We start from the raw sequence: 13,965 nt of genomic DNA, 5'->3' as shown, positions 1-13,965 counted from the left end.
CGACGCAAAGATGAAGGACCGGAGGATCGCATGATGACGGAACACTATCGCATGTTCGCCGCCTATAACGCTTGGGCCAACGGCCTGCTCTACACGGCTGCCGAAGGACTGTCGGACGGGGAATTGCACGCCGACAAAGGCGCATTCTTCGGCTCTTTGTTCGCCACGCTGACGCATCTTGTGGTCACTGACCGACTATGGATGCATCGGTTCACGGGCGAAGGCCCGGTACATCGGACTCTTGACGAGAAGCCATTTGCGGATTTCGCGGCACTGTCCATCGCCCGCCAGGCGGAAGACGAGCGCATTGTGCGATGGGCGGATACGCTGACGCCGGAGCAGCTTTCGCAGACCTTCACCTACACGCCGGTGACCAATCCGACGCCGATCACCCACAAGCTCGCTCCCGCGGTGGCACATTTCTTCAACCACCAGACCCATCACCGTGGCCAATGCCATTCGACACTGACGGCGCTCGGCAAGCCAAGCCTGAGCCTTGACCTGATCTACTTCCTGAGGAGCGATGGCAAGGAATGGCTATGAATCGTGGAGCGGCGCCTCATGAGCGCCGCACCGATTTCCTGATGACTTTGCTCTGTCGTCTCACGCCGCTTTTCGGTGCGACGCGTTGACCTGGCTGAAGGTAAATCGCCGCATAAGATTTTCCAGCGCGGCGGCTTCAGCGGCCAGCGTTGTAATCGCCGCAGTGGACTCTTCCACCATGGCCGCATTCTTCTGGGTGTTGCGATCGATATCTCCAATCGCACTGTCGATCTCGACCAGGCCTTGGGCCTGTTCGCGCGCGCCGCTGACTATCTTCTCGATCTCGGCGCTGATGCTCTTCACCTCTTCGGCGATGACGTGCAGCACCTCACCGGTCTGGTCAACGAGACCGACACCGCTCTTCACCTGATCAGCCGAGGCACCGATCAGCGCCTTGATCTCCTTCGCGGCCTTGGCCGAACGTTGAGCCAGTTCGCGCACCTCCTGCGCAACGACCGCGAACCCCTTGCCGGCTTCACCTGCGCGTGCGGCCTCGACACCGGCATTCAGCGCCAACAGGTTGGTCTGGAACGCGATTTCGTCGATCACGCTGATGATCTGGTTGATCTCGCGTGAAGAGGCTTCAATCTTGCTCATGGCCTCGACCGCACTCGTTACGATCGCTCCGGATTTCTCCGCGCCGTCACGGGCATGCGAAACCCGACGTCCGACTTCCTCGGCAACGCGAGCGGTTTCCTTGACGGTGCCGGTGACCAAGCCAAGCGCACTGGCTGTCTCTTCGATCGAAGCGGCCTGACGCTCGGTTCGCGCAGAGAGGTCACCATTGGCGTGGCTGATCTGGCCAGCACCAGCGCGAATCGTCTCGACGACCTGGCCGGCCCTGCCGAGAACAGCCTCAAGGTTCTCCATTGAGGCATTGTAGAAGCCTCGCAGCTTGTCCAGCTCACCCTCGAACGGTTTGCCAATTCGGTAAGCGAGATCGCCGTTGGCGAGCGCCGACAGCGCATCTCCGAGCTCGCTTACGGCCGCATGTACGGCAGCGGCCTCACGTGCCTTTTCCTGCTCACGCAGTTCGCGCTGTTCGGTAGCCTGACGATCGGCTTGGCGCGCGCGGTCGGCCATATCGGTCGCGTTTCGCTCAGCGGAAGTCGAAGCCTCCACGGCTGCGTCAGAGGAAACGAAAGCTCTCACGACGGCGTAGGAAAGTGCGATTAGGATGCCTGTTTGCAGCACGAGAACGACGGCATGAAGCACGACGCGCGAGAAGTCCGACTCGCCCGGGAAAACGGCGAGCGGCATGACAAAATACAGAAGCAGATGATGTACGGCGACCAACGCGGCATAGCCGACGAGTGCGCGCCAATCGATCCAGATCGAACAGATCGCGAGCGACGCGAAGAAGTACATATGAATATCGATCTGGAGCGGCGAGCCTTGGAAAGCATAAACCAGCAGCGCAACGGTTGCCGCATGCGCCATGGATGTCACCACGCGCGTGTTCGGACCCGTACGGTCCTTAGCCCACAGAAGCGAGGACGAACCGACGATGATGGCACTCGCCAGCACTGTCATGTAGTCGAAGCCATCGGCCCGGAATACTTCGCGAGCGAACGTTAAAGCAAAGTTCAACCACAAGATCGCTATGATGCCAACTGACGCCTTCTGGCGTAGCATTGCTAGGGAGTTCATTCCAAATTCCTTTGATAACAGCCTACGGCCAGTTGGTGGTTAAGGACCAGCATCGCTCCCGCCTGCATGAGGCGGGCCGGGAAATCGTCAGCGTCAGAATAGGCTACGGCCATCCAGGGAAGACGCCCGGCAGAGACGAAGGAGCCGCCTGCCGAGCCAATTACCTCCAGGGTGTCACTGGCTGTCGCCGCCGGACTGGTTAGAACCAGAACGAAACGCCCGCTCGGCAATGACCACAAGGCGAGAACCAGAATGAGAAATAAAACGAAAAACGTCGCGACGACCCTCTTGTCTATCGCCGCCTCCCCCGGTCGCACCCTCGGTGGAGAAATTGTCGCCCGCCGGGTCAAGCCCACCCTCCTGCGTCCGAACACTTCGATCGAACGTATTCTTCCCTATTCAGCAATTTAATAGTGCGGCGCTAAGAATGTCTTAATTGCCATCTGGGTGAGAGACAGCGGGTTGCAAAGCGGAAACCGTGCATTAACCCTGAGTTCCGAAAGCATCCGGCCGAACCGCCGTAAACTCGTATTTTATGTAAATTTCAAGAACCTGACGGGAGTATTCCAGGCAAGATTTAAAAACGACTTTTAGAGCCAGCCCGCTGGCATGGTTTGGTGAGAAAAATGGATGTTATGACGAGAGGCAAGACCGCCAGGACGGATCAACATACGCCGAGCCTTGGCATCGAAACGCTTCAGAAGGTCGCCAAGCACATGGCGCGACGCCAGGTGGCCGGTCTGCCGCGCAACTACGAACTCTTTTACGAATCGATGTTTGGGCACGATCCGGCTCTCGGCCGTGACCTTGAGGCGCTCGGCAGCCGTCCCTCTCAGCTCCACCTCGACCAGTTGGGCCTCAAGTACCGTCTCGTCAGCCATTGTGGACTGGCGGAAGAGAAGATCCAGCGCGACGCGGTAACGATCCTCAAGAACCTGTCCGACATGCTCGCGAGCGGTATTGAGCGAAAACAGACTTTCGTCCGCTCGCTGGACATGATCGCTAACGCGCTGCGCGAGGACGAGCAGCGCAGCCTGGCGAGCCTGATCGACGAGCTGGATTTCCTCAACGCATCGGCGACCGAACTCGGCCAGGCCGAGCTGGGCCTTGCGGAGACGCTCAAATCGGGACTGGCAAAGATCGAAACGGCCGAGAAGGCTGCAAAACAGGCTCACGAAGCAGCCTTGCGCGACCGCTTGACGGGCCTGCCCAACCGGGTGGCGATGACCCGTCGCCTGGAGGACATCTACGGCGCCGCCACCCAGCCTCGTATCGCCGTCGTTGCGGCCGAAGCAGACGATCTGGATTCAATCCGCCGCCAATATGGCGAAGATGCCGCCAACCGCATGCTGAAGCGACTTGCCGCGATCTTCCGAAAGACGATCAAGAAGAACGATTTCGTCGCGCGCAACGATGACAGCCAATTTCTCTTCATCTTCCACGAAGTAGATCAGGATGACGTCGTGGCGATCGGCGAAAGGCTGCGGCACGCCGTCGAAACGAACCTGATCTACGCCGCGGAAAACGAACTGAACGGCGGCGGCGTGCAACTGGCCGTCGGCTATTCCCTCGCCGACAACGCGGTGCGCCCCGACGATCTGTTGGCACAGGCCGAGCATGCACTGAAAGGCGCGCGCCAGGAGAGCCGTAATCCGATCATGCGCTTCGGACGCTAGACCGACAGGCAACGTCGAAGCCGTTGCCTGACGGCCGTGCGGGGCTACAGCCTAAACGTCGGCATTCCGCCGTTCTGATCTCGTCAGCAGACACTTGTCTTGGCTTTGGCCTTGGGGCAAAAGCCGTAACATGATTACGATAACCGACCTTTCCGCCCGTATCGCCGGGCGCCTTCTCATAGACCATGCGACCCTGTCGCTGCCGGCCGGGGCGAAAGCCGGCCTGGTGGGCCGTAACGGAGCGGGAAAGTCGACGCTGTTTCGTGTCATCACCGGCGACCTTGCGGCCGAAAGTGGAGCCGTGTCGATCCCGAAGAATGCGCGCATCGGCCAAGTTGCCCAGGAAGCGCCGGGAACCGAAGACTCGCTGATCTCGATCGTGCTGGCCGCAGACAAGGAACGGGCGGCCCTGCTAGCGGAAGCCGAAACGGCCACCGATCCGCACCGGATCGCCGAAATCCAGACGAGGCTCGCAGATATCGGTGCCCATTCGGCGGAAGCGCGCGCCGCAACCATTCTCTCTGGTCTCGGCTTCGATCACGAGGCGCAGTTGCGGCCCGCCTCGTCCTTTTCCGGCGGCTGGCGCATGCGCGTCGCGCTGGCGGCGGTGCTGTTCTCAGAACCGGACCTGCTGCTGCTCGACGAACCCACCAACTATCTCGATCTTGAAGGTACGCTTTGGCTGGAAGAATATGTGCGACGTTATCCGCACACCGTCATCGTCATCAGCCACGATCGCGACCTTCTCAACACCGCCGTCAACTCGATTATCCATCTCGACCAGAAGAAACTGACCTTCTATCGCGGCGGATACGACCAGTTCGAGCGGCAGAAGGCTGAGGCCGACGAGTTGCAGATGAAGGCAAAGGCCAAGAACGAAGCGGCCCGCAAGCATCTCCAGAGCTTCATCGACCGCTTCAAGGCCAAGGCGTCAAAGGCCCGGCAGGCGCAGAGCCGCGTCAAGGCGCTGGAAAGGCTTGGGACCGTGGCATCCGTCATCGAGGACCACGTCCAGCCGATCACTTTCCCTGAGCCGGAGAAGCAGCCCGCCTCCCCCATCGTCGCCATCAACGGCGGCGCGGTGGGATATGCACCGGGGAAGCCGATCCTGAAAGGGATCAACCTGCGGATCGACAACGACGACCGCATTGCGCTGCTCGGCTCGAACGGCAACGGCAAGTCGACGTTCGCCAAGCTGATTGCCGGGCGACTTCAATTGCAGGCGGGCGAGATGAAGCTAGCCCCGAACCTCTCGGTCGGCTTCTTCGCCCAGCACCAGCTCGACGATCTCATTCCGAACGAAACGCCTGTGGACCACGTGCGCCGGCTGATGCCGCTGGCCGGCGAGGCGCAGGTGCGCGCCCGCGTCGCGCAGATGGGGCTCTCGACGGAGAAGATGGCGACGGCGGCGAAGGACCTGTCCGGTGGGGAAAAGGCGCGTCTGCTGATGGGGCTTTCGGCATTTCATGCCCCGAACCTGCTTATCCTCGACGAGCCGACCAACCACCTCGACATCGACAGCCGCCGGGCGCTGATCGAGGCTCTCAACGACTACAACGGCGCCGTCATCCTGATCGCCCACGACCGGCACCTTATCGAGGCGACCGTCGACCGGCTCTGGCTGGTCAACGGCGGGACCGTCAGCGTCTTCGAGGGCGACATGGAGGACTATCGCAGCCTTGTCGTCGCTTCGCCGAAAAAGGCCGAGGAGAAGCTCGACGCGGGACTTCAGGTCAACAAGGCCGACCAGCGCAAGGCCGCCGCCGACAAGCGTGCCTCGCTCGCACCGCTCAGGAAAAGGATCAACGATATCGAGACGTTGACGAAGAAGCTGGAGAGTTTGATTCAGGCGCTTGATGCCGAACTTGCCGATCCTGCTCTCTACGAGAAGGCTCCCGCCAAGGCAGCGGAAAAAGCGAAGCAGCGTGGCGAGGCAGCGGCAAAACTCTCGGCTGCCGAGGAAGAATGGCTAGAACTGTCGACCGAGTACGAGGAAGCAATGGCTGGATGAGACGCTTGCAACGGCAAGCAGCCAGAACCGGTCTCGCGTGAACAATCAGGCCTTCTTCTCCCATCGCCCTTCTGGCGTCTGCTGCCAGTAGGTAAGCGCGTGCCCCGCGCCCTTCAGCCGCTTCCAATGCTCGCGCGCAGCTTCAAGCTGGCTCTGGTCATGTCCGTCGAAGACGAACACCACGCGGTCATAGTCAAGGGTCGGCGGCGGCTCCGCGCCGTCGACGACGAAACGCACGGTGGCGCGGTTACGATTGTCCGTTTCCGTCGTCAGCAGGATCGGCTGATCCTCGGCATCCGGTGCTGCGTCGGTGCCATGGGGCAGAAAACTCTCGTCACGCCATGTCCACAGATGGGCGTCGAGCGCATCCCGCCGCGGTTCATCGACGGTCTGCACGGCAACCTTCCAGCCCCGCTCGACGCTTTTTTCAAGCAAGGGCGGAAGGGCGTTCTCCAATTTGGATTCAGTCAGATGGTAAAACAGGATCTCGGCCAAGACCGTCCACGTCCCTCTCAGGCTTCGTAATTGGCGCGAACGAACTCATCGAGCAGGCGGACACCGAAGCCGGAACCCCAGGACTGATTGATCTCATCCGTCGGCGACCCCATCGCGGTCCCGGCGATATCAAGATGCGCCCACGGCGTCGATCCGACGAAGCGCTTCAAAAACTGCGCAGCAGTGATCGAGCCGGCGTAACGGCCGCCGGTATTCTTCATGTCGGCAAACTTGGAATCGATCATCTTGTCGTACTCGTCGCCGAGCGGCATGCGCCACAGCCGCTCGTTGCTTGCCACGCCGGCCTTCAGTAGCGCGTCCGACAACGCGTCGTCATTCGAAAAGAGGCCGGCATGATGGCTTCCCAGCGCGACCATGATGGCGCCGGTCAATGTCGCAAGGTTGATCATGAACTCGGGCTTGAACCTATCATTGCAATACCAGAGCGCATCGCAAAGCACGAGGCGGCCTTCGGCATCGGTGTTGATGACCTCGATCGTCTGGCCCGACATAGAGGTGACGATATCCCCAGGACGCTGGGCGTTTCCATCAGGCATGTTCTCGACCAGGCCGATGATGCCGATGACATTCGCCTTCGCCTTGCGCGCGGCGAGCGTGTGCATCAGTCCGGTCACGGCGGCCGCGCCGCCCATGTCGCCCTTCATATCTTCCATGCCGGCAGCGGGTTTGATCGAGATGCCGCCGGTATCGAAAACGACTCCCTTCCCGATAAAAGCGAGCGGCTTGTCCTTCGGCTTGCCGCCCTTCCACTGCATGATCACCAGCCGGGGCGGCCGCACCGATCCTTGGGAGACACCAAGCAGAGCGCCCATACCCAGCTTCTTCATCTCCTTCTCTCCGAGGATTTCGATCTCGACTCCCAGCTTTTCCAGTTCGCGCGCCTTCGCCGCGAACTCTTCAGGACCAAGAATATTCGCCGGCTCGTTGACGAGGTTTCGCGCGAGGATAACGCCTTCGGCGACTGCCTCGGCCACCTGAAACGCCTTTTTTGCGGCTGCCACATCGGCTGTGACGATGGTGACCTTTAACGTCTTCTCTTTTGAGGGGGCCTCGTCCTCGTCATCCTTCTTGGCGGACTTGTAGGTATCGAATTTGTAGGCCCGCAGAAGCATGCCGAGCGCAAAGTCAGCCACGGCGTTTGCGGAAACATCTGCGCCTGGAGCATCAGTATAGACGACGGCCTTTTCAGCGCCCTTTAGAACGGAGGCAGCGGTACCGCCGGCACGCAGCCAATCATGTCCCTTCAGCGAGTCGGCCTTGCCCAGACCCAGGACGACAATCCGGTCGGCTTCGGAGCCGTGGGGTGCCACGATATCGAGGGTCGACATGGCCTTCGCCTTGAATTTCCTTACAGTCGCAGCCCGGTCGTATACGCCGGCCGGATCAGCGTCGGACAATCCTGCCGGGCCTGCCTCCGCCGTCTGAAGAAGGATCGCGGTCGCTCCTGCGAGACGTGCCGATTTAGCGAAGGAAATATCGAGTTTGGCAGCCATGATCACTCCATCAGGTATGCTATCTGTCAGGCGCGATCATGTCGGTTTCGGCCGGCAAGGCAAGAGCGGTTCGACATTTTACTTCCCAACCCCTTGATGCATGGGCTTGGGCACACCGCGCTGCGCGACTGTTCCGATTATCGCCTCAATCCCGGTGAAAAAGCGAGGGCACTCTGCCGTCGGTGCGTCCTGTGTCTTTGCTGCCGCGTGTCCGAGGAACCGACGGGGAGGACGTTCTGCCCTTCATGTTGCCTGTCGCCAAAACGGTTTCGACAGCGTAATAAGCCGGTCGAATTGGATGTTATCGTCCCCGCTGGACAAATCAGGTTACCGGATGAAGCTTCTCGAAGCCTATGTTCTCAAACGCGTTTGGCAGATGTTTCTGACCGCGTTACTGCCTGTGCTGGCGATCATATGGACGACCCAGGTATTGGCGCGCATCAACCTGGTGACCGATAGCGGGCAGTCGATCGGTTCGTTCATGAAGCTCGCAAGTCTTATTTTGCCGACGCTCATCCCGGCCGTGATGCCTTTCGCGCTGGTCATCGGAATCACGCAAACGCTGACCGCCATGAACAACGACTCCGAACTACCGGTCATCGACGCGGCCGGAGCGCCACGAAGCATCATCAACCGCCCCGTTATCGTTCTCGCCGCCGCGCTCTGCGCCTTCTCATTCACCTTGAGCAATTTCGTCGAACCGAAGCTCAGGGTGGCTGCGCGCGACATGATCGCGGCGGCCTATGCCGACCTTCTCTCCTCGGTCATCGAGGAAAAGACATTTCGACGGGTTGGCGACGGCCTTTACGTGCAGATTTCCGAGCGGCTGTCGGGGCGCATCCTCAAGGGGCTGTTCGTCGCCGATTCGCGAGATCCCAACTTCGACCTTATCTACTACGCGCGCGAAGGGGCCGTCGACGAAAGCGGAAAGGCGCTGGTGATGCGGGACGGTGAAGTTCAGCGGAAGGCTCCGGACGGTAACGTGTCGGTCGTTCGCTTCGATTCCTACTCCTTCGATCTTTCGGAATTGTCCCAGACTCGCGGCCAGGCTCGTTACAAGGCCAATGATCGGGATCTTTTCTTTCTTATGTCGCCGGACCCGACGGACCCTGACGTCATCAAATCACCGGGTGAATATCGTGCTGAGTTTCACGAGCGGCTGACAGGCTGGCTTATGCCGATGGTCGTCGCCCTGATATCGCTGGTCATCGCGGGAGACGCTCGCTCGCATCGGGAAGCGCGGCTCCATCCGATGGCGATCACACTGACAACCGCACTCGGTCTCTACTGGCTTTCAAGCTACACCGTGAACCTTGTTGAGCGCAGTCCCGCCTACACGCCGCTTCCTTACCTGGTTCCACTGGTGGCTGGTGGTGGCGCGCTTCTTGTTTTGTTGCGCGGACGAGCCCTGCGCATGCCGGCAGCCTTCACGCGACATAGCTCGGGGTGGCTGAGCGCCGTGCAGGCAAGGATCGACGGGATCGACAACCCCAAGGGTGGGCCGCGATGATCACGACGCTCGGCCGGTATTTTCTGAAGCGTTACGTCGTGGTGACCTTGTGGTTTTTCCTTGGCGTGGCCTCGATCACCTTCTTGATCGATTTCAGCGAGACAACGGGACGTTTCTCGGACCTCGACGGGTTTACGGTTGCCGGCGCGCTTTATCTGACCGCGCTGCGGCTTCCGCTTATCTTTCAGCAGACGGTCCCATTCATCACGCTTTTCGTGGGCATGACGGTACTGATCGCGCTGAACCGGAAATCGGAACTGGTCGTGGCGCGAGCCGCCGGCATCTCCGTGTGGCAGTTTATGACACCCTTTGTGTTGGGCGCATTCGTCGTGGGTCTGGTCACCACATTCGCGCTCAATCCGCTCGCCGCGTGGGGACAGCGACAGGCCCTGCAGACGCAGTCGGAATGGCGCCAATCCGGAAACAATGCGAGCTCCCGATCAATCCCGTGGTTGAGACAGATCAGCGGCAATCAGGACGTCATTCTCGGGGCGAGAACCGTCATGGAAGAAGGAACGCTTCTTGTCGACGCGGTTCTCATCCACTTCGACGGGGACGGTCGAATCATCCTCCGACAGGACGCCGCCTCGGCAAAGTTGAAAGAGGGTTACTGGCTGCTTAACGACGTCACAGAGACTCGACCGGGTGAAATTCCCACAAGGCTCGCCACAGCCAAGGTCGATACCAATCTACAAAGAGAATTTGTTCAGGAGCGCCTGGCCACGCCGGAAACCGTTGCATTTTATGATCTTTCTAACAAAATCGCAGTTGCACGATCTTTCGGTGTGTCGACAAAGGCGCTCGAGACACAGTATCATTCATTGATTTCCCTGCCCCTACTCCTGGTGGCCATGACACTTATTGCCGCAACTGTTTCATTGAAATTCAGCAGGTTCAACCAATCCCGCTCGGTGATTCTGGGTGGAATCCTATCCGGCTTCGTGCTTTATGTCGTTTCGGTGCTCGTGAGAGCATTCGGAAGCAGTGGCGTCGTTCCGCCCTTCGTGGCGGCCTGGGTTCCAGTGGTCGTAGCGCTCTCGCTCGGGGCGACGATTCTGCTTCATCAGGAGGACGGTTAGTGGCGGCAGCAGGTGACCGCAAAACGATCAGGCGGCTCCTCGCGGCTCTGCTGACAAGCACGGCTGCGCTTCTTGTCGCGCCTGCGTATCAGCCTGCAATGGCTCAGCAGAACAATTCGGTTAGCGCGCTCGAACCGACCATTCCGGCCGACGCGAAGCTCATACTTGCGGCAAACGAGCTGCTCTACGACCGTGATGCAGAGCGTATCACCGCAGTCGGAGGCGTGCAGATCAACTACGCCAGCTACCAGATGGTCGCGCGCCGCGTCGTCTACGACCAGAAGAGCGGCCGAATGATGGCCTATGGCGATATCGAGCTGGTCGAGCCAAACGGCAACCGCATGTATGCCGATACGCTGGATGTCACCGACAACTTCGCTGACGGCTTCGTCAGTGCGCTGCGGATCGAGACGACGGACAACACCCGCCTGGCGGCTGAGCGGGGCGAGCGGGTCAACGGAACCGATCTGATTCTATACAAGGGGGTTTACACCGCCTGCCTGCCTTGCGCCGAACATCCGGAGAAACCGCCGCTATGGCAGGTCAAGGCCGAGCGTGTCATTCAGAACGGCGAGAAGCACACCGTCCGGCTCGAGAAAGCGCGTTTTGAACTGTTCGGCCGACCGATCGCGACGGTTCCGGCAATCGAAGTTCCGGACCATACCGTCAAGCGCAAGTCGGGCTTCCTGTTCCCGACCATGCGGACAGCGGAGAACATCGGCTTCGGCATCACCATCCCCTACTATTACGCCATTTCCAACCATATGGACGCGACTGTCAGCGCGACCGGCTTTACCTCGCAGGGGGTGCTTCTCGACGGCGAGATACGTCAGCGCTTCGAAAAGGGCAGCGCCTCTTTACGCATCGCCGGCATCAACCAGATGAACCCAGACAAGTTCGATGCGGGAACGAGCGACGCCGAAAAAGACTGGCGTGGGATGGTGTCCTCCAAGGGCGAATTCAAGATCAATCCGCGTTGGTCTTTCGGCTGGGACGTGATGGCGCAAACCGACAACAACTTCGCGCGCACCTACGAACTTGATGGCCTCGACGATACCACGCATACCAACCAGATCTACCTGACAGGACTGGGGAAACGTAACTCGTTCGACATGCGCGGTTATTATTTCGACGTGCAGGATGCCGATCCCGAGGAGAATGCGGAGAAGCAGCAGCCGACCGTTCTGCCAGTCGTTGACTACGAGTATTATGCTCCGGAGCCGGTGGCGGGCGGACAGCTGTCGGCGACGTTCAACTTTACGTCGGTTTCCCGCTTCAAGACCGACGATCCGAGTGTCGACACGAACGGCGACGGTATTGACGACCTGACGCGCTATCGCGGCCTTAAGGGTAACGTCACCCGCCTGACAGCAGAAGCGGAGTGGAAACGCAGCGTCAATATGCCGGGCGGTCTGCAACTGACCCCTCTGCTCGCCGCGCGTGGGGACGGCTATGGCCTGGCGATGGACAATCCGGGTGGATATACGGGCAATTACTACGAAGAGGACACCGCCTCGCGCTACATGCTGACTGCTGGCCTTGAGGCGCGGTACCCGCTGCTCGTGACCACTGACAACAGCACCCATATCTTCGAGCCGATCGCGCAGGTCTACGCGCGCAACGACGAGCGGCTGGCGGGACGCCTGCCGAACGAGGATGCTCAGAGCTTTGTATTCGATGCCACCAACCTTTTCGAACGGGACAAATTCTCCGGCTTCGACAGGGTCGAGGGCGGCACCCGGGCGAATGTCGGTATCCGCTACACCGGCTCTTTCGACAACGGAATAGGTCTTCGTAGCATTGTCGGTCAGTCCTATCACCTTGCAGGGTTGAACTCATTCGCGACGGACGACCTCGTGATGGTCGGCGCAGACTCAGGACTTGAGACAGACGTCTCGGACTACGTCGGCATGGCCGCGATTGATTTGCCGAATGGTGTCTCTCTGGCGGCGAACGCGCGTCTGGACGAGGACGATCTGTCACTGCGGCGGACAGACGCCACGTTGTCGTTTGCAAACGAGGACCTGCAGGCAAATCTGACATACACGCAGATCGCCGCTCAGCCAGAGTATGGTTTTACGTCTGACAACGACGAACTCCAGGCATCGAGCTCGGTCAAGGTGGACGAATACTGGTCGCTTTTCGGTTCCATGACCTGGGACATCAATAATGCCGTGATCAACCGTCACGGAATTGGTATCTCCTATGCCGACGAATGCACCATCTTCTCGATCGGTTACAGCAGCAAGCGTGACATCACGAACGAGTCAGCAAGCGACTGGTCGATCGGCGCACGCCTCACCTTCCGCACACTCGGCGACGTGCAGATCGGGAGCCCGGATATTGACGGTTTCGACGGCTGATCCGGCTGCGGATACAGGCTTGATCGATCGCGTTACGCCTTAAGGGTCACATGTCATTGTTTTGCCCAAAGGATTGTGCAATCGGAGAGTGACATTATACTCGCCGTGCCCGGCTGATGACGTTCATCAGTGAATTGGCACGCAATGCAAGGGGTTTTCGATGATCAATGGACGCAAGGGCGTGAGCGCGGCGATCCTTTCTGCTTTCCTGGCCGTGTCGGTCGCCTCCTCCGTGGCGTTCGTACCGACGCCTGTTGTGGCTGCGAGTCAGATCAGGGCGGTTGTGAACAAGACCGCGATCACGAGCGGCGACGTGGCGAAGCGTGCAGCATTCCTGCGCCTGCAGCGCCGGAGCGGAAATCTGAACAAGCTGGCGCTGGAGGAACTTGTCACCGAAGCGCTGAAGCGGCAGGAGATCGCCCGTGTTGGCGCATCCGTCAGCGTCACCGAAGTAGACAAGGCTTTCGAGCGTTTCGCCGCCTCCAACAAGCTTTCTCCGAAGCAGATGGCGGGAATCCTCGGACAGGCCGGTGTCGGCGTGGAGCATTTCAAGTCATTCCTCGCGGTGCAGATGAGCTGGCCTCGCCTCGTCAACGCCCGCTACGGCGGACGTGCGGGTGGACTGAGCAAGCAGGACGTGATTGCCAAGATGCTTGAGAACAAGCAGAAGCCGGTGACGACCGAGTACTTCCTCAAGCAGGTCATCTTCGTCGTGCCCGCATCGAAACGGAATGCGATCACCGGCAAACGTAAGGCCGAGGCGGAAGCATCGCGTTCCAAGTTCCCCGGCTGCGACGGGGCCATGGACTTTGCCCGGAATTACCTGGATGTCTCGATCCGCAATCTTGGCCGCGTGATGGCACCCGAATTGCCGGACGAGTGGAAGCCGCTGATCGAAAAGGCGTCGAACGGCACGACCGCCACGCGCGTCACCGAAAAAGGCGTCGAGTATCTGGCGATCTGCAATCAGCGCCAGGTCTCGGACGATGTTGCGGCAGAGGTAGTGTTCCGTGCCGAGGATATCGGCAAGGAGAAAAAGGGCGACGATCCGAATTCCGAGAAGTATATCGAAGAACTGCGAAGCAAAGCGCAGATCGTGTATCGCTGATCGTCGACTGAAAGAC

10 protein-coding genes are annotated in these 13,965 nt (G+C 59.8%); 7 read left to right on the top strand and 3 right to left on the bottom strand.

Annotated features, from left to right (window positions below; translation table 11 throughout):
- The first annotated feature begins 33 nt into the window (after positions 1-33).
- Positions 34-543, top strand: a complete 510-nt coding sequence (locus J5J09_RS08070; protein WP_208549143.1) for a DinB family protein — start codon at positions 34-36, stop codon at positions 541-543.
- Between the two features lie 60 nt (positions 544-603).
- Here the strand turns inward: J5J09_RS08070 and J5J09_RS22835 are convergent, their stop codons facing one another.
- The gene (locus tag J5J09_RS22835) at positions 604-2,193 is read right to left on the bottom strand and encodes a methyl-accepting chemotaxis protein (protein WP_246745805.1); all 1,590 of its coding nucleotides are present in this window, start codon (positions 2,191-2,193) and stop codon (positions 604-606) included.
- Positions 2,194-2,819: 626 nt separating this feature from the next.
- Between J5J09_RS22835 and J5J09_RS08060 the strand changes: the two genes are divergently transcribed.
- Both J5J09_RS08060 and J5J09_RS08055 read left to right on the top strand, forming a co-directional pair.
- The gene (locus tag J5J09_RS08060) at positions 2,820-3,869 is read left to right on the top strand and encodes a GGDEF domain-containing protein (RefSeq protein ID WP_208549142.1); all 1,050 of its coding nucleotides are present in this window, start codon (positions 2,820-2,822) and stop codon (positions 3,867-3,869) included.
- 130 nt (positions 3,870-3,999) lie between these two features.
- Entirely contained in the window at positions 4,000-5,880 is a 1,881-nt protein-coding gene (locus J5J09_RS08055; RefSeq protein ID WP_208549141.1) for an ABC-F family ATP-binding cassette domain-containing protein, read from the top strand.
- A 45-nt stretch (positions 5,881-5,925) separates the two neighbouring features.
- On the opposite strand, the gene J5J09_RS08050 is transcribed toward J5J09_RS08055, so the two are convergent.
- Complete coding sequence (locus J5J09_RS08050) at positions 5,926-6,375, bottom strand: DNA polymerase III subunit chi (protein ID WP_208549140.1); 450 nt, start codon at positions 6,373-6,375, stop codon at positions 5,926-5,928.
- 17 nt (positions 6,376-6,392) lie between these two features.
- Positions 6,393-7,889 (bottom strand): leucyl aminopeptidase, encoded by a 1,497-nt coding sequence (locus tag J5J09_RS08045; RefSeq protein ID WP_208549139.1) that lies wholly within the window; start codon positions 7,887-7,889, stop codon positions 6,393-6,395.
- A gap of 334 nt (positions 7,890-8,223) precedes the next feature.
- Between J5J09_RS08045 and J5J09_RS08040 the strand changes: the two genes are divergently transcribed.
- The 4 genes from J5J09_RS08040 (at position 8,224) to J5J09_RS08025 (ending at position 13,949) form a co-directional block, all read left to right on the top strand.
- Complete coding sequence (locus J5J09_RS08040) at positions 8,224-9,399, top strand: LptF/LptG family permease (protein ID WP_208549138.1); 1,176 nt, start codon at positions 8,224-8,226, stop codon at positions 9,397-9,399.
- Positions 9,396-10,478 (top strand): LPS export ABC transporter permease LptG, encoded by a 1,083-nt coding sequence (gene lptG / locus J5J09_RS08035; RefSeq protein ID WP_208549137.1) that lies wholly within the window; start codon positions 9,396-9,398, stop codon positions 10,476-10,478. Before J5J09_RS08040 ends, lptG begins: the two co-directional genes overlap by 4 nt.
- Positions 10,479-10,576: 98 nt before the next feature.
- Positions 10,577-12,841 (top strand): LPS-assembly protein LptD, encoded by a 2,265-nt coding sequence (locus tag J5J09_RS08030; RefSeq protein WP_246745935.1) that lies wholly within the window; start codon positions 10,577-10,579, stop codon positions 12,839-12,841.
- A gap of 160 nt (positions 12,842-13,001) precedes the next feature.
- Positions 13,002-13,949, top strand: coding sequence for a peptidylprolyl isomerase (locus J5J09_RS08025; RefSeq protein WP_208549135.1), 948 nt, complete (start codon positions 13,002-13,004; stop codon positions 13,947-13,949).
- The last annotated feature ends 16 nt before the right edge of the window (positions 13,950-13,965 follow it).

Origin of the sequence: Ciceribacter sp. L1K22, from assembly GCF_017599385.1 — a bacterium.
Classification (GTDB): Bacteria; Pseudomonadota; Alphaproteobacteria; order Rhizobiales; family Rhizobiaceae; genus Allorhizobium.
Note: the sequence above shows the minus strand (reverse complement) of the source record. Positions and strands in the feature narration are given on the sequence as shown.

Excerpts from the sequence above, each read along its gene's own strand:
- J5J09_RS08070 (WP_208549143.1), top strand. The coding sequence starts at position 34 with ATGACGGAACACTATCGCATGTTCGCCGCCTATAACGCTTGGGCCAAC.
- J5J09_RS22835 (WP_246745805.1), bottom strand. The coding sequence starts at position 2,193 with ATGAACTCCCTAGCAATGCTACGCCAGAAGGCGTCAGTTGGCATCATA.
- J5J09_RS08060 (WP_208549142.1), top strand. The coding sequence starts at position 2,820 with ATGGATGTTATGACGAGAGGCAAGACCGCCAGGACGGATCAACATACG.
- J5J09_RS08055 (WP_208549141.1), top strand. The coding sequence starts at position 4,000 with ATGATTACGATAACCGACCTTTCCGCCCGTATCGCCGGGCGCCTTCTC.
- J5J09_RS08045 (WP_208549139.1), bottom strand. The coding sequence starts at position 7,889 with ATGGCTGCCAAACTCGATATTTCCTTCGCTAAATCGGCACGTCTCGCA.
- J5J09_RS08040 (WP_208549138.1), top strand. The coding sequence starts at position 8,224 with ATGAAGCTTCTCGAAGCCTATGTTCTCAAACGCGTTTGGCAGATGTTT.
- lptG (WP_208549137.1), top strand. The coding sequence starts at position 9,396 with ATGATCACGACGCTCGGCCGGTATTTTCTGAAGCGTTACGTCGTGGTG.
- J5J09_RS08030 (WP_246745935.1), top strand. The coding sequence starts at position 10,577 with ATGGCTCAGCAGAACAATTCGGTTAGCGCGCTCGAACCGACCATTCCG.
- J5J09_RS08025 (WP_208549135.1), top strand. The coding sequence starts at position 13,002 with ATGATCAATGGACGCAAGGGCGTGAGCGCGGCGATCCTTTCTGCTTTC.